Below are 21,738 nucleotides of genomic sequence, written 5' to 3'. Positions count from 1 at the left end.
TTTTATGAAAAAAAAATCTATTATTATTGGTATAGAATCTTCATGTGATGAAACGGCTGTTTCTATTATTAGAAATAGATATGTATTATCTAATATTATCATTTCTCAAAAAATTCATAAAGAATATGGTGGGGTAGTTCCAGAATTAGCTTCTAGATTACATGATAAAAATATAATAAGAGCTGTTCATCAAGCTTTTCATTACGCAAAAATTAAACGAAATCAAATAGATGCAGTATCCTTTACTTTAGGTCCTGGATTAATAGGATCCTTGTTGGTAGGAGCTTCTTTTGCAAAATCTTTTTCTATGGGATTAGGAATTCCTTTATTAACTGTAAATCATGTTCAGGCGCATATATTGGCTCATTTTATACAAAATGCGAATATCAGTAATTCTTATCCAAGATTCCCATTTTTAGGTTTAGTAATAAGTGGAGGACATACTCAAATAATTGAAGTAAACGATTTTTTTCAAATGAAAATATTGGGAACTACTTTGGACGATTCTGTAGGAGAAGCTTTGGATAAAATAGCTAGAATATTAGGATTTCATTATCCTGGTGGTCCTATGATAGAATTTTTTTCTAAAAATGGAAATTGCAAAAAATTTGTTTTTTCAAAACCATCTGTAGACGAACTTAATTTTAGTTTTAGTGGATTAAAAAGTAATATATTACAATTTATTCAAAAAAAATCAAAAAAAAATCCATTTTTTATAAAAAAAAATTTATCTGATCTATGTGCTTCTATACAGAAAATCATAGCGGAAATTCTTTTAGAAAAAGTACATAAAGCAACTATAAAAACTGGTATTTTTAGAGTTGCTTTATCAGGAGGAGTATCTGCAAATAATGAAATTAGGAATATGTTTATATCTCTAACAAAAAGAGAAAAAAAATGGGAAATTTTTATTCCTAAAAAAAAATATGCTACAGATAATGGAGCAATGATTGCCATTACTGGATTGCTAAAATATGAAAAAAAATTATTTGATTCTATTCATGTTACTCCATATTCTCAATTTAAAAAATTTTAAAATGTACAGACCAAATTTCTATCTCCATAGACATCGTCAACACGATTTACTGATGGCCAAAATTTTCTATCCTTAACCCAGGATAATGGATATGCTGCTTTTTCTCTACTATAAGGATAGTTCCAATCATTATGAGTCAATAATTCTATACTGTGCGGAGCATTTTTAAGTACATTTTCTTTTTTAGAATATTTACCTTCTTCAATTTCTTTAATTTCTTTTCGTATATTGATCAGTGTTTGAATAAAACGATCTAATTCTTCTTTAGATTCACTTTCTGTAGGTTCAATCATCATACATCCTTCCACAGGAAAAGATATAGTAGGAGCATGAAATCCATAATCTATCATTCTTTTTGCTATATCTATCACATCAATTCCTATAGACTTGAAAAGTCTACAATCTATAATTAATTCGTGCGCAACTGTGTTATTTTTTCCTACATATAATATATTATAAAATTTCTTTAATTTTTCTTTTATATAATTTGCATTTAATACAGATATTTCTGTACATTTTTTTAGACCATCTGGTCCTAATAAACGAATATAAGCATAAGAAATTGTTAAAATGGAAGAAGATCCATATGGAGAAGAGGAAATAGTAAGTTCCTGTTTTTTTTTTTCAATAAAAGGATGATTGGGAAGAAAAGGTTTTAAATGTTTAGCTACACAAATAGGTCCCATTCCAGGTCCTCCACCTCCATGAGGAATAGCAAAAGTTTTATGTAGATTGAGATGACAAACATCTACTCCTAAATGTTCCGGTTTTATCAAACCTACTTGAGCATTCATATTTGCTCCATCCATATAAACTTGTCCTCCATTATCATGAATAATATCTATGATTTCTTGAATATGTATTTCATATACTCCATGAGTAGAAGGATAAGTAATCATTAATACGGATAAAAAATCTTTATTTTCTTTTACTTTTTTCAATAAATCATTTTTATCAATAGATCCATCATTTTTCGTAGCAATTGAAATAACTTTCATTCCTGCCATATTAGCTGAAGCTGGATTAGTACCATGTGAAGAAGAAGGGATTAATGCTATATTTCTTTTATATTCTTGTAATGAATGATGATAATATTTTATAACCATAAGGCCAGCATATTCTCCTTGAGCTCCTGAATTAGGTTGTAAAGAAATTCCGGAAAATCCAGTTATTTCCTTAAAATATTTTTTTAAATTACGAATAACAAAATGATATCCCATTGCTTGTTTATTAGGCACAAATGGATGAATATTTCTCCATTCATATTGACTTAAAGAAAATAATTCAGTAGAAGCATTCAATTTCATTGTACATGATCCAAGTGGAATCATAGAATGATTTAAAGAAATATCCTTTTTTTCCAATCGTTTTATATAACGCATCAATTCATTTTCTGAATGAAATTTATGAAAAATTGGATGATTCAAAAAATTAGAAGTTCTTTTTAAGAAACTAGGAAATTTATATTTATCATTAATTTTTTTATTACAATTATACTTATGTTTATTTATTCCATAAACTTCATGAAATATAGATAAAATATGATTGATATCCTCATTACATGTAGTTTCATCTAAAGTAATAGTTAAATGTTTTTTATCTACATATCTGAAATTAGTCTTTTTTCGTTCTGCTACTTTTTTTATTTTTTTTAAAAAATCTGTTTTTATTCTAATAGTATCAAAATAAAATGTATTTACTTGAGTAATATTACTCATATTATGAACTAATAAAAATTCTAATTTTTTAGTATATTCATGAATACATTTTGCTATTTCTATTAAGCCATTTTTACCATGATATAAAGCATACATTGAAGCCATTATAGCAGGAAGTACTTGTGATGTACAAATATTAGAAGTAGCTCTTTCTCTTTTTATATGTTGTTCTCTAGTTTGTAAAGCCATGCGAAATGCTTTTTTATTTTTTTTATCTATAGATATTCCAATAATTCTTCCAGGAAGAAAACGCTTATATCTTTCATAAGTAGAAAAAAAAGCTGCATGAGGCCCCCCATATCCCATAGGAACACCAAAAGATTGACTAGATCCTACAACTACATCAGCCCCCCATTCTCCAGGAGGTTTTAATAAAGATAGAGATAATAGATCTGAAGAAACTATTATTGATATGTTATTTTTTTTTGCATATTCTATTGTTTCCCTGTAATCATAAATTTCTCCTAAACAAGAAGGATAAGATATTATTAATCCAAATATTTTTTTACCATTATATTTATTTTTTAACAGATTCAGATGAGTATCTATAATGATATGTATTCCCAAACCAAAACATCTTGTTTTTAAAACGGAAAAGGTTTGTGGTAAAATATCATCTGAAATAAAAAAGGAATAATTATTATCGATTTGTTTTTTTTTTATTTTTTCTTGATAAATCATAAACATGGCATCTGCTGCTGCTGTTGACTCATCTAACATAGATGCATTACTTATTTTCATTCCAGTAATATCTGAAATCATAGTTTGAAAATTTATTAAAGCTTCTAAACGTCCTTGAGATATTTCTGATTGATAGGGAGTATAAGGGGTATACCAACTTGGATTTTCCAAAATATTTCTTTGAATAACACTTGGAGTAATGGTATTTCTATATCCTAATCCTATATAAGAACGATAAATTTTATTTTTTTTACTTATTCTATAAATATGATTTAAATATTGATATTCAGAAATAGAATGGGGAAGGTTTAATTTTTTTTTTAAACGTATTTTTTTAGGAATGGTTTTCATTATAAAATCCTTAATAGAAGTATATTGTAATTCTTTTAACATATCGCTAATTTCATCAGAAGAAGGTCCTATATGTCTATAATAGAATTTATTTTTTCTAACGTAATCCTCTTTCATAAAAAATAGAAATTGTGTTTATCTTTATAGTTTACAAATTTAGGTAAATATTTAAGTTTACTAAGAAAAAAATAGACCAAGTAAAAACATGAAAATTACTATTATTGGAGCAGGAAACGTAGGAGCTTCTTGTGCTAATTTATTAGTTCAGAAAGATATAATCAAAAAAATTGTTTTATTAGACATTAGAGAAAAATTTTCTGAAGGAAAAAGTTTAGACATTTCTCAAATGATTCCTATTATACAATCAAATACTAAAATTATTGGAGTTACTAACGATTATTCCAAATCAAAAAATTCTGAAATCATTATTATCACTTGTGGAATACCGAGAAAACCTGGAATGAGTCGTGATGATTTAGTTAATGCTAATGCAGAAATTATTCGTTATGTTACAAAACAATCTATTTATTTTTCTCCAAAAGCTAAATTAATCATTGTTTCTAATCCATTAGATGTGATGGCATACGTTAGTTATATGACAGCTAAAATAGATAATCATCGTGTCATTGGAATGGCAGGAATATTAGATTCAACAAGATATCGTTATTTTTTATCAAAAAAATTAAAAATTTCTCCTCATGATATACAATCCTTATTATTAGGAGGACATGGTGATTCTATGGTTCCTTTATATAGATACACATCTATATCCGGAATTCCTCTACAAGAATTTTTATCCGAAAAAGAAAACGATGAGATTATTGAAAAAACAAAAAAAGGAGGAGAAGAAATAGTTAATTTATTAGGAACATCTGCTTGGATAGCTCCTAGTGCATCTATCATACAAATGGTAGAAGCTATTTTGAAAGATTCTAAACGTATTTTTTCATGTTCTGCTTTTTTAAAAGGAGAATATAATTTGAAAAATATATATTTAGGAGTTCCAGTTATATTAGGTAAATCTGGAATAGAAAAAATAATAGAGTTGCAATTAAATAATAAAGAAAAAAATCTTTTAAAAAAATCTTACGATCATATAAAAAGCATGATAGTTCAATTAAATCATTGAACTATTTTATCTAAATTTTTTTTAAAACTCTATTTTTCTATAAATATTAACAATTCACCTTTTTTATACATTATTTCTATTCTTTTTTCATTAGATTCATTTCTAATGCCTATATTCCCCCCTATTTTTAAAAAACCATTGTTTATAGAATATTTAAGTCCATGTGTTTGTAATCCTTCTACTTTTGGAAACGGGAATAAAGATACTTTTTTATTTTTTTTATGATTAAAAAAGGTTTTTTTTTCAGATAAAAAATAATAATAATATTCATCATGAAATATAATAGATAATTTTTTTTTATATTTTAAAGCTGTAGATATATTTCCCAAAAAATGATCTTGTTCCTTTCCACTTCCTCCCCAAACATTAATGTTAAGAAATCCTTTTTTATAAATTATATTTAAAGCTTTATCAAAATCAGTATATCTTTGATCGTAAGTATAAATAAAATTATTTTCTGAAGGAATATCTTTTTTTAAAAGAGAATCTAAATCTCCAATAATGTAATCCACTGAAACTCCTAATTTATTTAAATAATAAAAAGCTCCATCAACAGCAAATATTTTTTTATAAAAAGAAAATTTTTTTAAAAAAATAGGAGTATTTTCTCCATTAAGAAATAATCCTACTTCTGGTCCTTTAAAACGATGATTCATTTATAAAACGATTTCCTAAATAAATTTTTTTTACAATAGAGTCTTGCATAATTTCTATAGAAGGGCCATGTTTTAAAATATTACCTTCAAACATTAAATAAATGCGATCTGTTATCGTAAAAATTTCTTGTACATTATGATCCGTTATTAATATACCTATATTTTTTTTTTTTAGAGAAAAAATAATTTTTTGTAATTCTTCTATAGCAATTGGATCTATTCCAGAAAAAGGTTCATCTAGAAGAATAAATTTAGGATTTATAGCTAAACATCTTGCAATTTCAGTACGTCTTCGTTCTCCTCCAGAAATAAGATCCCCACGTATTTTTCTTATTTTTTGTAATCCTAATTCTTCAATTAATTGTTCGGTTCTTTTTTTTTTTTCTTTATAAGATATTTTTTGCATTTCTAAAATGCACAAAATATTATCTTCTACAGATAATTTTCTAAATATTGATGGTTCTTGCGATAAATATCCTATTCCCTTTTTAGAACGTATATACATTGGAGTTCCTGTAATATCCTCTTGATGCATTATTATTTTTCCTACATCTGGTTTTATAAGTCCTACAATCATATAAAAAGAGGTTGTTTTACCAGCTCCATTTGGTCCTATCAATCCTACTACTTCTCCCTGATTCAATTTAAAAGAAACATTTTTAACAACATATTTTTTTTTATATTTTTTATATATATTTTTAGCTTTTAAAGTCATGATATTATAATTTTTTTATGTATTATTGAAATTACATTTTATAATATGAAAAACTTTTATTTATTTTTATTTTTAATATATAGTTATTTTTCTTATTCTTCTGATTTAGAAAAATTGGATGGAATTACAGCTGTAGTAGGAAATGAGATTATTTTGAATTCTGAAATACGATCCAATAATTGTAATGCTTTAAATAATTTTTTAATTAAAAAATTAATGCTTTATTATGCAAAAAAAGATAAAAATATACAAATAAACGATAAGGAATTAGAATCCAGAACTAAAGTTTTAGTTTCAGAAATGAAAAAAAAATATCCAAATAATAAAAAAGAATTTTTTACACAATTTGGAAAAAAAAATTTTTTACTAATTGAAACAATAAAGAACCATCAATATTTAGAAAAATTTTATAAAAAAATAACGGATACGGTGGAAGTATCACCGGAGGAAGTAAAACATTTTTTTAAAAAAAAACCCCTTATTTCTCCTAAAAAAATATGTATTTTTTATATAGTTTTTAATCCAAAATTAAGTTTAACGAACAAAAAAATAACTATTAATTTTTTAAAAAAAATAAAAAAAGAAATACATAATGATGTAGATTTTTCTATTAAAGCCATTTTATTTTCTGAAGATGATGATTCTGCATTATATGGGGGTCTTATCAAAGGAATAAAAATAAATTCTATTCCAAAAGAATTTGAACATATTATTTTTTCTTTAAAAGAAAAGGAAATATCTGAACCTTTTGAAACAAATTTAGGATTTCATTTAATAAAATTGGAAGGAAAAAGAAAAAATGAAATTGATATAAGACATATTTTAATTAAACCTAAATATACAAAAGACGAATTGAACAAAACAAAATTATTTGTAAAATCAATTAAAAAACGTATTTCTAATTCTAATAAGGAAATAAGTAAAATATATGATGAAAAAAATGTGAATATTTTAGGATCGAATAAAATTTGTTTTGAAGAAAATAAACTTTCAGTAAATATGAAAAAAGCATTACATTTTTTAAAAAAAGGAGAAATATCTAATCCTTATAAAGAAATTTTAAATGGAAAAGAAGTATTTTTCATAGTTAAATTATTAGATAGCATTCCTTCTTATCCTATTACTATTGAAAAAGATTACACAAAATTAAAAAATTTTGTCAAAGACGTAAAAAAAGAAAATAAAATAAAAAATTGGGTTCAAAAAGTATTAAAAAAAACTTATATAAAAATTAATTGCACTTAATTTTTTTTTTTGAAGGATTCTTTATATAAACCAGCATAATATCCATTTAATTGAATTAATTCTTCATGTGTCCCTTTTTCTACAACACATCCTTTATTGATGGCTAATATTTTGTCCGCATTTTTTAATGTATAAATACGGTGAGTAATAATAATAGAAGTTTTTTTTTTCGTTAAAAAATCTGTAGCATAGTAGATCATTTTTTCTAATTCTTTATTTAAAGATGCTGTAGCTTCATCTAGTATTAGAATAGAATAAGGATGCATTTGAACTCTTAGAAAAGAAATTAATTGTTTTTCTCCAAGTGATAGTAACCCTCCCCGTTCTTTTACTATATATTGATATCCATTTGGTAATGAAGTTATGAAACTATGTATTCCTATTTTTTTAGCCATATTTTTTATTTGATCAATATTAATTGAAGGATTTCCTAAAGTCACATTATTTATAATAGAATCATTAAATAAAAAAGTATCTTGTGGAACGACCCTTATATGAGATCTTAAATTTTTAAGTTCAATATCTTGAATTGAATGTCCATCAATACAAATATTTCCTTTTTTAATTTCATATAATCTAGAAATCAAATGAGTAATAGTTGATTTTCCAGAACCTGTAGATCCTACTATAGCAATTTTTTCTCCTGGATTTATTTCAAAAGAAATCCCATTCAAAACTATTTCTTTTTCAAAATAAGAAAAATGAACATTGTTAAATACAATATGCCCATTTAATTTTTTTAATCGTAAGTTTCCTTTATTAATAATAATTTCATCAGAACTTAATATAGAAAATATGCGTTCTATTCCTGCTATTCCTCTTTGTATTATATTAAATCTATCTGCTATTTGTCGCATAGGACGAAAAAGAAGATATATAAAAAAAATAAAAGCAATAATTTGTCCTGGTTTCACATTTCCTTTTTCAATTGCATGAAATCCTCCATAAAATATGACAAAACTTATAGTAACTGCAGAAACTAGTTCTACTATAGGAAAAAAAATAGAAAAATAAAAAATAGTTTTAAAATGAGCATTCATTAACTTTTTATTAATAGATTTAAATTTTAAGTATTCCTCTTTTTCTTTATGAAAAAGTTGAATAATAGACATTCCTATAATATTTTCTTGCAAAAAACTATTCAAACGTGAAGTATGCACACGTTCTTCATGAAAAGTTTTTTTTAATGTTGTTTGAAAAAAACGAGTAATGATATAGATAAAAGGAATAGTTAAAAAAACAATAAAAGATAATTTATGATGTACTGTGTACATCATAATTATAATCATAATGATTCTTAAAACATCTCCAGATACAAGTAATATTCCGTCATTAAATATGACAGTAATAGTTTCTATATCTGAAATAGAATAAGATAGCAATTTTCCTATTGGTGTTTTATTAAAAAAAGAATTTCTAAAATGTAACAATTTTTCAAATAAAAGAATTCTAATTCTTTCAATAACATTTTGAGCTAATACATTAGATAGATACAATAAAATAAAATGAAATATGCTTTCTAAGAAAAGAAGCATAAGAATCAACATTAATATATTTTTAAGTCCAAAAAAATCCTTATAAAGAATATGAATATCTATCGCTTTCTGTATTAATTTAGGACGATAAGCAGAAATAAATGCTATTAATATAGAAGTAACAATTGTTGCGATTAGTATAAATTTATAATCTAAACTAATTTTTAATAATTGTTTTAAGGAAGATTCTTTCTTTTTCATTCCATTTTTTTTTATAAAAAAATGTCTTCTGGATAAATAATTTTGGTAAGAAACAATCCACATGCAGGAACTATATGTCTACAAAAATTAGAATTTTTAGATTCTATAATTTTAATGAATTCACTAATGCTTATTTTGTTTTTTCCTACATGAATTAATGTTCCAATAATAGATCTAACCATAGATCTTAGAAATCTATTAGATTCAATAGTAAAACATAAAATATTATTATTTAAAACAGTCCAATAAGCAGAGTTTATTTTACATATATTGTTCTCTGAAGTTCTTTTTTTACAAAAAGAACTAAAATCTTTATATTGCATCAGTTTACTGGAAGCAATATTCATTTTTTGTATATTTAATGGATAAAAACAATACCAAGAAAAATCTTGATAAAATGGATCTTTATCACGTGTTAAATAATATTTATACGTTCGTTTAATGGCATTAAATCTAGCGTGAATATTTTCTTTTACAGGAAAAATATTTAATACCTTAATAGATTTTGGTAAAAAAATATTTAATTTTTTGATAAAATCATTACTTATTATTTTTTCATAATCAAAATGTGCAAACATTTGTTTAGCATGCACTCCTTTATCCGTTCTACCGGCACCTACAACATTGATAGATATTTTTAATAATTTAGATAAACAATATTCTAATTTTTCCTCTATTGTACTTACTTTTTTCTGTATTTGCCATCCATAAAAATATTTACCATTATAAGCTAATTCAATGAAAAATCTCAATTACATTTTTTTTTAAATTTGATTTAAACTATCAATAATAATGGAACATCCTTTTTGGATTTCTTTCTTTGTTATAGTTAATGGAGGGGTAATACGTAAAGTATGACTATTAAATAAAAAACGAAATAAAATTAATCCTTTTTTTATACAATTTTTTAATACTTTTTCCACTAAATTTTTATTTTTTAGTTCAAAAGATAAAAGAAGACCTTTTCCATTAATACTTTTTATTTCATCATGAACTAAATATTTTCTAATCCATTTTTCTTTCATAAAAACTTTTTCCATTATATTACAATTGATAAGTTGATTTAAAGTAGCTAAAGAAGCAGAAGCTGCTACAGCATTTCCTCCAAAAGTAGTTAGATGAGCAAAAGTAACAGAATCACAAAAAGTTTTCATAATTTTATTAGATGAAATCACCCCACTAATAGGCATCCCTCCCCCCATTCCTTTTCCCATTATTAAAATATCAGGAACTATTCCATAATGTTCAAATGCAAAAAGCTTTCCTGTTCTACCAAATCCAGTTTGTACTTCATCAAGTATCATTAAAGCTTTTTTTTTATGACATTGTTCCTTAATTTTTTTTAAAAAAAATTCATTTGGTAATTTTATTCCATAAGAACAAGAAATGGTTTCTAAAATAACACAAGCTGTTTTTTCTGTGATAGAATCAATTAATTCTTCTATATGATTAAATGTTATAAATTTTACTAAAGGAAGTAGAGGTCTAAAAGGTCTTTTTCTATTTTCACATCCCATAATACTCATAGATCCATGGGTGCTCCCATGATAAGCCCATTTACAAGAAATAATTTCTTCTTTTCCAGTATAACATTTAGCTAATTTCAAAGCTACTTCTACCGCTTCTGTTCCTGAATTTACTAAATAAGTAGTAGTCAATGGAAATGGAGTATTTTCTGCTATTTTTTTACAAAGCTTTACACAAGGATTTTGTATAAATTCTCCATAGACCATAGTATGTAAATATTTATCTACTTGTTTTTTTATAGCTTCTTTTATTTTTTTATTTCCATGTCCTAATACATTTACAGAAATACCTGCTACAAAATCTAAATATTTTTTTCCATCTTTCCCATAGATATAGTTACCATATGCATGGTCCACCATAATTTTCATAGGATAAGGATTAATTTGAGTTTGATATAGAAAAAAGTCCTTTTCTAATTCTAATTCTTTCATAAGACAAGAATTTAGTTCTATTTTTTTATTTTTAAAATTTGTTCTTGTTCTAACATATTTTCTTTTCTATATTTTTCCATTTTTTGATCAATTTTTTTGTAATCCATCTTCGGTTTTTCTTTTTCTTTCCAAACAAAATTAGAAAGAAAAAAAAACTTTTTAGGAGTTATTGGCGATATAGGAATCAACTCTGATTGAGCATTTTCTGTACATAAAATTTTTTTTATTTTTATTTTTTTATTATCTAAATCATCTAAATTTAATGATAAAGTTCCACAAAAAAATTTATGAATTAATTTTATTCCTTTATAAGAAGGAAAAGGAAGAAAAATAATACTATTGGTATTTCCTTGAATTAAAATTTTTTTCAAAAAATTTTTTTTATTAAAAAAACCAATCATAATTTCTCCTTCTACTTGATTAAAATAAAGGGAATTTATTTTTTCTATATAAAAAGCATTTTTTATAATTTTTATATATTTTAAAGAATCTTCATTTCCTTCTCTGAAGTGTATAAATATAGAATTTCCAGAAAGTTGCTTATTTTTATACCAAAAAATAGTATTTCCATCAAATTGTATATAATTATTTGAAGAATCATAATTCAAAACATTGCATTTTCCTTGAATTTTTCCATTCAAAAAAAAACTTTTAACAGTAAAAGCTTGTATAAAAAATGCAGAATTTTTTATTTTTTTTATTTTTAAAATATTAGAAAAAATAAAAATTGAATTTTCTTTCGATCTTTTTACTATTTTTATATTTTTATTCAAAATAAAAAAATCATGTTTGAAATCAAACTTCCCATATTCTCCCATCAAAAAATATTTTTTTTTAGAATCTTCTAATAAAACATTTTTAATGAATCCATTTTGTTTTTTTTGATCAAAAAATAAATATTTTCCCCTTATAATTTTTCCATTATAATGAATACTAATATTTTGATTAAAAAAAAATATTTTTTTTTTAATCAAAAATAATGCTTTTTTAGTATATAAAAAATTATTTGAATTTGTATTTTGTACTACAATAGTAGGATGATTAAAGTTTATTTGATTCTTTTTTAAGAAAAATTCCAAAACATCAGAATATACAATATAATTTTTACTTACCAATTTAATTTTATCTATTAATTTAGCTTTGTTTTTTTCAGTTAAAAAAAAACCTTCTTTACTAGATATAGTATAATCGTCATAATGAATCACTCCATATCCTTTGTAATGAATTTTTTTAATTTTAAAATTATATTCTAATATATTGGTAGTTAATTTTATATTATTCTTCAATAAAACCACATTATCGATAGCTTGAAGTAATTTTTTTCGAAAATTATAATTCATAACATTAGCCATTAATTTTGTTTTATCTTCATATAGATATAAAACGACTCTACCTGATAATTTAAAATGATAAAAATGATCTTCTATATATATTTTTTGAGAAATTATTTTATTTTTTTCTGATTTTAGTTGAACATTTCCATATCCATAAAATCTATTATTTTCTTTATAATAAATCGCCTTATCACAAAAAAGATGATATTTATTATATTTAATATGAATATTTCCTATTAAAATAAAAGATTCATCATGATTATTTTTTTGTATATAATCAGCATGAACCAATTTTATCTTATTTTTAAGTTTATGATAATTATGAGAATAAACTTTGTTTATTCCTAATAAAATAATAAAAAAGAATAAAAAACAATATTTAAAAATTTGAAAAATAATATATTTTTTTTAATTTTTTTTGTATGCGATTAAAGATATTTCTAAATTCGCATTTTTAGGTAATCCACTTACTTGAATTGTTTCTCTAGCTGGATAATTTCCTTTCTGAAAAAATTCAGAATATACATCATTTATTTTAGAAAAATGATTCATATTTTTTACGAAAATAGAAGTTTTTATAACATTTTGAAATCCTATTCCATTTTCAAAAAGAATAATTTTTAAATTATCCATTATTTTTTTTGTTTCCATTTCTATAGTATCATAGATAATTTTTCCAGTTTTTTGTTCGACAGCAATTTGTCCAGAAACAAATAAAAAATTTTCTACAATAACACATGTACTATATGGTCCATAAGATGGTATTTTTTCTATTGAAAACTTTTTTGGTATCATAGTATTTAGCTTTTTTCGTTATACTGTATAATATTACTTAAATTTGGATCTTTAATCCCTATAAAAAAAGACCAACTTCCCATAGGAATCCAATTAAAACTCATTTTAAAACTTCTTAAATCTCTATAAAAAATAATATTAGCAAATGTTATTTTATTGTTGTATAAATCATAATCTGTGTTTATATTAATTTTCCAATATTTTGTAATATTCACAGATCCATTCATGGATAAAAAAGTATTAAACAATTTTTTTTGATTGATGTCATTTTCATAATGAGAATGAAAATCAATTCTTAAACTTAATGGAATTGAATATTTTGCATAATTTTTTTCATCAAAAAAAAAACAATCATAACGATTTTTCCCTTTTTTTTTATATTCATTTTTTTCAAAAAAATTAGTATTATAATTACAATAAAAAGAAAAATCAAAAAATATCATATTATTCTTTTCTTTTTTTTCACTAAAATTTATTCCTCCTTTATATTTTAATCCTAAATTTTGTAAAAAATCCGTTTTTCCAAAAAAATGTAAATCTTTACATTTTATAAAATTTTTATTGTGAATGAACGAAGTACTTAAATTATTAAGTATTTTTATTTTTTTTAATTCATTAAATTTAAAATCCAAATCATTATTCAATATAAAGTTTATTTCTTTATAATTTTTTTCATTTCTAAAAATAGAAGGAAAATATTTCATATGAAAATAAAACATAGGTTCTATTCTATGTCTCAAAAAAATAGAATTCTTTTTTATTTCAAAAATTCTATTAAACGGTATAGATATTATCTCTGCTAAAAAATCTATTTTTTGAAAACCTGAAATACTGGAATTTTTATGTTCCCATGTATAAAATTCTTCATAAAAAAATTTTGGTAATATTTTTAAATAAGGATAAAAAAAATAAAAATAAGTAGAAATGTTCATATTATGATTTAAACCGGTATGAAAATGTCCTGTTGTATAATTCACTGAATTATGAATAGATACTTTATTTTCTATATTTACATGACGTAAAAAGTATTTTTTTTCTAAAAAGATATTTTTCATCTGAAAAATAAATTCTGGAATTATAAATTTTATTTCCATTTTATTATTTACACTTTTTTGTATCATATAAGCATTCATAAATAATAAATAATTAGAAAATTTTTTTCTCATGTTTATATACGAAAAATATTCATAATCATGATTAATGAATAGTATATTATTGTTATAATTTATGTTTGCATTAAAATCTATTTCAGAATCTGATTTTATATCTTGATTGTGTTCCCATTTAAATTGATAATTATTGCTATTTGACATATATCGATCATAATTAAAATCAATAAAACCATGGTAGGCATACCTTAATTTATATTCCATTCTAGTTTTTAATTCCCATTTTTTTGTACTATCTATAGAACTAGATATTTTAAAATTCATACAATTAGAAATTGGAAAAAAGAATCCTATATTTTTTATAAAAATTTTTTTATTTTTAATTTCAAATTTTGGATTTATCAGACCATAAGTAGCTTTACTATCCTTAGTATCCTTTTTAACAGGAATATATAAAAATGGAATAAATATAGGCATCGGTACTTTATACCAAAAGAAAAAAACTGGACCAGAAAAAATATACTTTTTAGAATGAAAATATTTTAAGTAATCTGTTTTTAAGTAAAAATCAGGATCATTATCTTTTTTTTTTAAAAAAAAAGGATCTGATATATATGTAATTTTTTTTATTAAACTCGTATTTGGATCTTTTTTCGTAATATTGGTTGCTGTAATTATATAATCTTTTTCTTGTAGATAAAAATTTTTTGCTTCTACCTTATTACTATTTATATTGGTGTAAATGTTGCTAAAAGTATACTGATGATTTCCTATTTTTAAAATAATAGGTTTTTCTTTTTTAATGGCATATATATCTCCATTTTTCCAATTAAATTCAATACTATCTGCTTGAATTTTTGTATTATTATATTCTATAGTAGCTTCTCCTTTTAAATAAGATTTACCTTCTTTTATATTATGTTCTTGTATATTGGATTTGTATTTTACAATATTTTTAAAAAAAGAAAATAAATTATTTTGTTGTTTATTTGAAGCAATATTATCCTCTTCTTTTTTTTCATTTGCATGAACAAAAATAGAAATTAATAATACCATTTTAATGTAAATAAAAAATTTCATAAATAAAATAATGTAAAAAAACTAATATTATTAAATGTATCCTATTTAGGTATTTTTTTTACGTATAACTTATCTATGCATGTTCCTAATATCTCTAAAAGCGTCAAATTAAATATAGGATGATTTTTATTTGGTATTATTTCACACATAGGTTCTAATACAAATTTTCTAAAATGCAATAAAGGATGTGGAATGGTTAAAATAGAACTATTTATAATGATATTATCATAAAATAAAATATCTATATCTATTTCTCTATTTTTATATTTTTTTTCTATATTTTTTTTTCTTCCTATAAAAGATTCTATATCATAAATTTTTTTCAAAAGATCAATAGGAGAATGATTAGTTTTTACATGTAAAACCCTGTTATAAAAACAGGGAGAATTTTTCATATTCCAAGCTTCGCTTTCAAAATACGAAGATTTTTTAATAATTTTTCCTATTTTTTTAAAGATCAAAATGAAAGATTCATCCAAATATTTTTTTCTATTTCCTTTATTACTCCCTTGCAATAAAAAAACATGATGTTCATTCAAAACAAAAAATTTTTATAAAATATTTAATTTACTGAAAAACTGTAATTTTTATTTAAATTAGTTAAGTAGTTTCATAAAAAAAAATATGAATGGGATTAGTCATCGATTTTATGAAGAATCTTTTTACTCAAGAGATAGCTATAGATTTAGGGACAGCCAATACGCTTATCATGCACAATAATAAGATTATAGTAGATTTACCTTCAATAATAGCCATAGATGTAAGAACAAAAAAAGTATTAGCGGTAGGAGAAGAAGCTAAACAAATGCAAGGGAAAACACATGAAAATATTAAAATTTATAAACCATTAAAAGATGGAGTTATCGCAGATTATCAAGTAGCTGAACTTATGATTAAAGAATTTATAAAAAAAATTCCAGGTATCAATAATAAACTTTTTACTCCATCACTAACAATGGTAATTTGCATACCATCCGGTATTACAGAAGTAGAAAAAAGAGCCGTAAAAGATTCAGCACAACATCTTAATGCTAAAGAAGTCTATTTAATTGAAGAACCTATGGCAGCTGCTATAGGTTCCGGAATTTCAGTAACAAAAGCTGAAGGAAACATGATTATTGACATAGGAGGCGGAACTACAGAATGTGGAGTAATAGCTTTAGGTGGGATAGTTTGTAAAAAATCTATAAAAATAGCTGGTGATGTTTTTACTAATGATATAGCTTATTTCCTTAGATCTAAATACAATTTTTATATTGGAGAAAGAACTGCAGAAAAAATAAAAATAGATATAGGATCTGCTATAGAAGCCCTTGATATCCCTCCTGATAATATTCATATACAAGGTAGAGATATATCTACAGGAAAACCAAAAGAAATGAATTTTTCTTATAAAGAAACCATTCCAGCTCTTGATAAATCTATTTTAAGAATTGAAGATGCCGTGATGGAAACCCTTTCTAAAACTCCACCAGAACTTGCAGCAGATATTTATAAAACAGGAATATATATGGCTGGAGGAGGAGCTCTTTTAAGAGGATTAGATAAAAGAATATCGAAAAAAACAGGACTTTCCGTTTCTTTAGTAGAAGACCCTTTGAGAGCTGTGGTTAAAGGAACTGGAGTAGCATTGAAAAATATTGAAAAATTTACATTTTTAATGAAATAGGGAAAAGGGGAAATAATTTATGCGTGAGTTTCTTAATTTTTTTTTAAAATGGCGTTTTTTTATTTTCTTTATTTTATTAGAATATATCGCTATTTTTCTTTCTTTTTCCAATTCAAAATTTAACCAATATATTTATGCAGGATCTTCCAATTTTATGATTGGAAAAATTTATGAAACTATTTATAAATTTCGTAGTTATTTTTTATTAGAAATTGAAAATAAAAAACTTTTAAATGAGAATAATAAACTACGTAATGCACTCATTTCTTCTAAAATAAAAAAAATTTATAAAGATTTTAAAGAAGAAGATGTAAACTATTTACAACAGTACACTTTTACTCCGGTACAAATTATAAATAATAGCATTTATGAACAAGAAAATTATTTAACTATAAATAAAGGAAGTATAGACGGAATTAGACCTGATATGGGAATTATATTATCCGATGGAATTGCAGGAATTATTATTAAAACTTCTCCACATTTTAGCATAGCCATTTCTATTTTAAATCCTAAAATTAAAGTAAATGCTAGATTAAAAAAAAATAAATATTTCGGAACTCTAAGTTGGGATGGATTGGATCATGAATATGTCGTTTTGTATGATATACCTAGACATTCCACTATACATAAAGGAGATATAGTGGAAACAGATGGGAAATCGGCTACTTTTCCTGAAGGAATTCTAATTGGAAAAGTCTCTTCTTATAAATTTGATGAGGAACATGCTAATTATATCATAAAAGTAAAATTAATGGCTAATTTTTCTACTATAGAAAACGCTTATGTTGTAAAAAATTTATTCAAAAAAGAATGGAATGATGTTCAACTTTATAAAGTTGAAAATAAATAATGAATTTGATCAAAAGTTTTTTTGTTTCTGTATTTTATATTATTTTTCTTTGTTTGATTCAAATATCAATATTTAATCCTTTATTTTTAATTTTAAGATGTTATTCTTATATATATATACTTTTTATATTAGTATATCCATATAATGGTAATAAATTTTTGTTTTTATTTTTATCTTTTTTTATTGGTTATATTATCGATCATTGTCTAAATACAGGAGGTATTCATGCTTTTTCTGCTACTTTATCTGCTTTTTTAAGAACGAATTTTTTACAATTTTTTGATGGAAAAAATTTCATAAATAGAAATGATTTTTCAATTTACGAATTACCTTTTATTAGAAAAACATTTTATATATTTTCATTGGTTTTTACACATCATTTTTCTTTATTAATATTAGAAATATTGAAGGGAACTACTTTTAGTATAATTTTTTTATTAAAAACAATATTTAGCAGTAGTTTTACAACTATTTTATGTATTATATATTTTTTTTTCAGAAAATTTAATAAAAATTAAACATTGAAAAAATTATATAAATTTTACATTTTGTTAAGTTTTATAGGTCTGATTTTTATAATAAGATTATTTTATATACAAATATATACGGATAAGTATATTCTTAACGCTTTTAATACTTCTATTAAACAAGAAATAATTATTCCTGAAAGAGGATCTATTTTTGATAGAAATGAAAATTTATTAGTTTTTAATAAATCTATTTATGAATTAATAATTATTCCAATTCTTATTGATGAACATTTTAATATTATAGAATTTTGTAATCTTGTAGGAATTAAAAAAAATACTTTTTTTAAAAATTTAGAAAAAGCAAAAGCTTTTTCTAAATATTTACCATCAGTTTTTCTTCCTTTTATATCAAAGGAAAAATTCGCTCCTATACAAGAAAAACTTTATAAGTTTAAAGGATTTGATTGGACTAAACGCTCTCTGAGAGATTATAAAGTTGAAAGTTCTGCTAATGTTTTAGGTTATATAGGAGAAGTTACCCAAAAAGATATTAAAAAAGAATCTAATTATTATCAAATGGGAGATTTTATAGGTTGGGCTGGAGTAGAAAAATCTTATGAAAAAATATTGAGAGGAAAAAAAGGAGTAAAATATTGGTTAAGAAATAGAAAAGGATGTATAACAGGTACTTATAATAATAAAAAAAATAATATAAAAGCTATCAGTGGAAATGACATTTCTTTAACGATCGACTGGAATTTACAAAATTACGCAGAACAGCTCATGTATCAAAAAAAAGGAGGAATAGTTGTTATAAATCCTAAAAATGGAGAGATTTTATCTTTAGTATCCAGTCCTATTAATAATCCTAATCTATTTGTAGGAATAAATAGATCTAAAGAATTTAAAAAATTAATGAAAAATACGATAGATAATCCTTTATTTGATAGAACTACACAAGCTCGTTATCCTCCAGCTTCTCCATTTAAATTACTAACAGAATTAGCAGGACTTCAAATGGGAGTAGTAGACACTAATACTACTTTTATATGTTACAAGGGGTTTAAATATGGAAAAAAAAGAATTCATTGCCATTCTGGTCTTCATGGATTTCCTATAGGTATAGAAACGGCTGTTGCTGTTTCTTGTAATAATTATTTTGCACAAGTTTATAAACGTGTTATTGAAAAATATCCTAAAAATTTGACAAAAGGAGTTAATGAATGGAGTGATATTATCAAAAGTTTTGGTTTTGGAAATTATTTGTATAATGATTTAGCTACTGGAGAAAAAGGAGTTATTCCTTCTGGAGATTATTATAATAAAAAATATGGTACAACAAAATGGAATGCTATTACTATTATTTCCAATAGTATTGGTCAAGGTGAGATTAATGTAACTCCTATACAATTAGCTAATATGGTTTGTGCTATAGCAAACAAAGGATTTTTCTATACTCCACATATTGTAAAACGTATAAATCATCAACCTATATCCAATCCAAATTATACTAAAGCTAAATTTACTAAAGTAAAAAGTAAATATTTTGATTTTATTATTAATGGAATGGAAAAAGTTTTTATAATTGGAACAGGAAAAAGTTTTAAATCATCTGAGATTAGAATGGCTGGAAAAACAGGAACAGCTCAAAATTTTATTAAAATTAAAAATAATAAAATAGTTTCCTTACCTGATCATTCTATTTTTATATTATTTGCTCCAGTAGAAAACCCTAAAATTGCTATTTCTGTTATAATAGAAAACGGGGGTTTTGGATCTCGTTGGGCTGGTCCAATCGCTAGTCTTATTGCAGAAAAATATATAAAAAATAATGTGAATAGAAAAAATCTTGAAAAAAAAATTATGACTTCAGGATTACAAAAAGTATACGATACTATAGCAAAAATGAAAAAATTAACTAATTATTATACAAAAAATTCTATTGATAAAAAGAAATAAAATATTATTAAGAAATATAGACTGGTTAATTGTAATAATTTATATTTTTATGATTTTTTTTGGATGTATGAATTTGTATTCTGTTTCTCCTGAAAAAGCAGAAAAACAATTCATATGGATTTTATTAAGTTTTATTTTTATATTTATTGTTTTTTCGTTTAAACCAATTCACTACAAATATTTTACTCCTTTTTTCTTTTTATTAACGTTACTTCTTTTAATAGGTGTATTTTTTTTTGGTAAAAATGTGAATGGATCAAAATCTTGGTATGTTTTTGGTTTTATTAGTTTTCAACCTTCCGAATTATCAAAAATATCAACATCTTTGATGATCGCACATTTTATGAGTCATAATAATATAAATAATAAAAAAATATTATTATATACATCTATTATATTGATAATCCCTATTTTTTTAATATTTTTACAACCAGATCCAGGTTCTGCTATCGTATTTTTTTCTTTTATTTTAACTTTATATAGAGAAGGGTTATCTATTTTTTTTATATTTTACTTTTTATTTTCTATTTTTTTATTTATTCTTTCACTAAATATTTCCCCTTGTATTATCATATTGTTTTTGTTAATTATTTTCATTTTTATTTTTTTTTACAAAAAAAGTGCATCATTTATTGATTTATTTTTTTATCTATTTTTATTTATAAGTTTTTCTATTTTTTCTATTTTTTCTCCATTTTTTTTTCAAAAATTTTTTAAAAAACATCATAAAGATAGAATTAATATTATATTTCAGAATGAGTTTGATAAAAAATATAGAGATAATGTAGGATATAATCTATTATATTCAAAAACAGCTATTGGTTCTGGAAAATTTTTTGGAAAGGGATATCAAAAAGGAACTGTTACAAAAGGAAAATTTGTACCTGAACAGCATACCGATTATATTTTTTGTACTGTAGGAGAAGAATGGGGTTTTATGGGAAGTGTTATTTTTATTATATTTTATTTATTATTTATTAGTCGTATTTATTTTTTATCTGAAAGACAAAAAAATATTTTTGGAAGAATTTTCGGATATTCAGTTGGAAATATGATTTTTACTCATCTTATCATTAATTTAGGAATGGTTATGGGGCTTTTCCCAACAATAGGAATTGTTCTCCCTTTTTTCAGTTATGGAGGGTCATCTCTTTGGTCTTTCACTATTTTATTATTTTTATTTATCAGAATAGATGCATCAGATAAAATTAGTTTGATTTAAATATTGATCAATTTTTTATAAA

The 21,738-nt window shown here is 23.3% G+C and carries 18 protein-coding genes; 8 read left to right on the top strand and 10 right to left on the bottom strand.

The features are described 5' to 3' along the window. The first annotated feature begins 4 nt into the window (after positions 1-4). Positions 5-1,036 (top strand): tRNA (adenosine(37)-N6)-threonylcarbamoyltransferase complex transferase subunit TsaD, encoded by a 1,032-nt coding sequence (gene tsaD / locus H0H59_RS00130; protein ID WP_185862161.1) that lies wholly within the window; start codon positions 5-7, stop codon positions 1,034-1,036. Here the strand turns inward: tsaD and gcvP are convergent. Then, positions 1,033-3,903: an aminomethyl-transferring glycine dehydrogenase gene (gene gcvP, locus H0H59_RS00125; RefSeq protein WP_185862160.1), complete on the bottom strand. Its 2,871-nt coding sequence runs from the start codon at positions 3,901-3,903 to the stop codon at positions 1,033-1,035. The genes tsaD and gcvP overlap by 4 nt on opposite strands. Positions 3,904-3,991: 88 nt before the next feature. Between gcvP and mdh the strand changes: the two genes are divergently transcribed. Beyond that, positions 3,992-4,915 (top strand): malate dehydrogenase, encoded by a 924-nt coding sequence (mdh, locus tag H0H59_RS00120; protein WP_185862159.1) that lies wholly within the window; start codon positions 3,992-3,994, stop codon positions 4,913-4,915. Between the two features lie 29 nt (positions 4,916-4,944). Here the strand turns inward: mdh and H0H59_RS00115 are convergent, their stop codons facing one another. Together H0H59_RS00115 and lptB are read right to left on the bottom strand one after the other, a co-directional pair. Then, positions 4,945-5,571 carry a thiamine diphosphokinase gene (locus H0H59_RS00115; RefSeq protein ID WP_185862158.1) on the bottom strand — a complete coding sequence of 209 codons (627 nt, stop codon included), beginning with the start codon at positions 5,569-5,571 and terminating at the stop codon, positions 4,945-4,947. Beyond that, entirely contained in the window at positions 5,555-6,286 is a 732-nt protein-coding gene (gene lptB / locus H0H59_RS00110; RefSeq protein WP_185862157.1) for an LPS export ABC transporter ATP-binding protein, read from the bottom strand. The genes H0H59_RS00115 and lptB overlap by 17 nt, the downstream gene beginning before the upstream one ends. A gap of 45 nt (positions 6,287-6,331) precedes the next feature. On the opposite strand from lptB, the gene H0H59_RS00105 reads away from it, so the two are divergent. Then, complete coding sequence (locus H0H59_RS00105) at positions 6,332-7,531, top strand: peptidylprolyl isomerase (RefSeq protein WP_185862156.1); 1,200 nt, start codon at positions 6,332-6,334, stop codon at positions 7,529-7,531. On the opposite strand, the gene H0H59_RS00100 is transcribed toward H0H59_RS00105, so the two are convergent. From H0H59_RS00100 to folK, 7 genes are all read right to left on the bottom strand, one after another. Next, positions 7,528-9,267 carry an ABC transporter ATP-binding protein gene (locus H0H59_RS00100; RefSeq protein ID WP_238785022.1) on the bottom strand — a complete coding sequence of 580 codons (1,740 nt, stop codon included), beginning with the start codon at positions 9,265-9,267 and terminating at the stop codon, positions 7,528-7,530. The two genes, H0H59_RS00105 and H0H59_RS00100, sit on opposite strands and share 4 nt — an antisense overlap. An 11-nt stretch (positions 9,268-9,278) precedes the next feature. Then, positions 9,279-10,019, bottom strand: a complete 741-nt coding sequence (gene truA, locus H0H59_RS00095) for a tRNA pseudouridine(38-40) synthase TruA (RefSeq protein WP_185862155.1) — start codon at positions 10,017-10,019, stop codon at positions 9,279-9,281. A 12-nt stretch (positions 10,020-10,031) separates the two neighbouring features. After that, complete coding sequence (locus H0H59_RS00090) at positions 10,032-11,225, bottom strand: aspartate aminotransferase family protein (protein ID WP_185862154.1); 1,194 nt, start codon at positions 11,223-11,225, stop codon at positions 10,032-10,034. A 17-nt stretch (positions 11,226-11,242) separates the two neighbouring features. Next, entirely contained in the window at positions 11,243-12,850 is a 1,608-nt protein-coding gene (locus tag H0H59_RS00085) for an OstA-like protein (protein ID WP_238785021.1), read from the bottom strand. A 117-nt stretch (positions 12,851-12,967) separates the two neighbouring features. Further along, on the bottom strand, positions 12,968-13,354 hold the full coding sequence (locus H0H59_RS00080) for a Rid family detoxifying hydrolase (RefSeq protein WP_185862153.1): 387 nt from the start codon (positions 13,352-13,354) through the stop codon (positions 12,968-12,970). A gap of 5 nt (positions 13,355-13,359) precedes the next feature. Beyond that, complete coding sequence (locus tag H0H59_RS00075; RefSeq protein WP_238785020.1) at positions 13,360-15,543, bottom strand: putative LPS assembly protein LptD; 2,184 nt, start codon at positions 15,541-15,543, stop codon at positions 13,360-13,362. A 41-nt stretch (positions 15,544-15,584) separates the two neighbouring features. Then, the gene (folK, locus tag H0H59_RS00070; protein WP_185862152.1) at positions 15,585-16,082 is read right to left on the bottom strand and encodes a 2-amino-4-hydroxy-6-hydroxymethyldihydropteridine diphosphokinase; all 498 of its coding nucleotides are present in this window, start codon (positions 16,080-16,082) and stop codon (positions 15,585-15,587) included. 89 nt (positions 16,083-16,171) lie between these two features. Here folK and H0H59_RS00065 point away from each other — a divergent pair, with 89 nt between their 5' ends. Genes H0H59_RS00065 through rodA form a run of 5 tightly spaced genes read left to right on the top strand, consistent with a single transcriptional unit; the run spans position 16,172 to position 21,716 of the window. Then, on the top strand, positions 16,172-17,212 hold the full coding sequence (locus H0H59_RS00065) for a rod shape-determining protein (protein WP_185862151.1): 1,041 nt from the start codon (positions 16,172-16,174) through the stop codon (positions 17,210-17,212). A gap of 19 nt (positions 17,213-17,231) precedes the next feature. After that, positions 17,232-18,065: a rod shape-determining protein MreC gene (gene mreC / locus H0H59_RS00060; protein WP_185862150.1), complete on the top strand. Its 834-nt coding sequence runs from the start codon at positions 17,232-17,234 to the stop codon at positions 18,063-18,065. Continuing rightward, complete coding sequence (locus H0H59_RS00055) at positions 18,065-18,583, top strand: hypothetical protein (protein ID WP_185862149.1); 519 nt, start codon at positions 18,065-18,067, stop codon at positions 18,581-18,583. Before mreC ends, H0H59_RS00055 begins: the two co-directional genes overlap by 1 nt. A 3-nt stretch (positions 18,584-18,586) precedes the next feature. Next, entirely contained in the window at positions 18,587-20,494 is a 1,908-nt protein-coding gene (gene mrdA / locus H0H59_RS00050) for a penicillin-binding protein 2 (protein WP_185862148.1), read from the top strand. Next, entirely contained in the window at positions 20,478-21,716 is a 1,239-nt protein-coding gene (gene rodA / locus H0H59_RS00045) for a rod shape-determining protein RodA (RefSeq protein WP_185862147.1), read from the top strand. Before mrdA ends, rodA begins: the two co-directional genes overlap by 17 nt. The last annotated feature ends 22 nt before the right edge of the window (positions 21,717-21,738 follow it).

The sequence above is a fragment of the Blattabacterium cuenoti genome (assembly GCF_014251715.1).
In the GTDB taxonomy this organism is placed as follows: Bacteria; Bacteroidota; Bacteroidia; order Flavobacteriales; family Blattabacteriaceae; genus Blattabacterium; species Blattabacterium cuenoti_M.
This window is presented reverse-complemented; position numbering and strand designations above follow the sequence as displayed.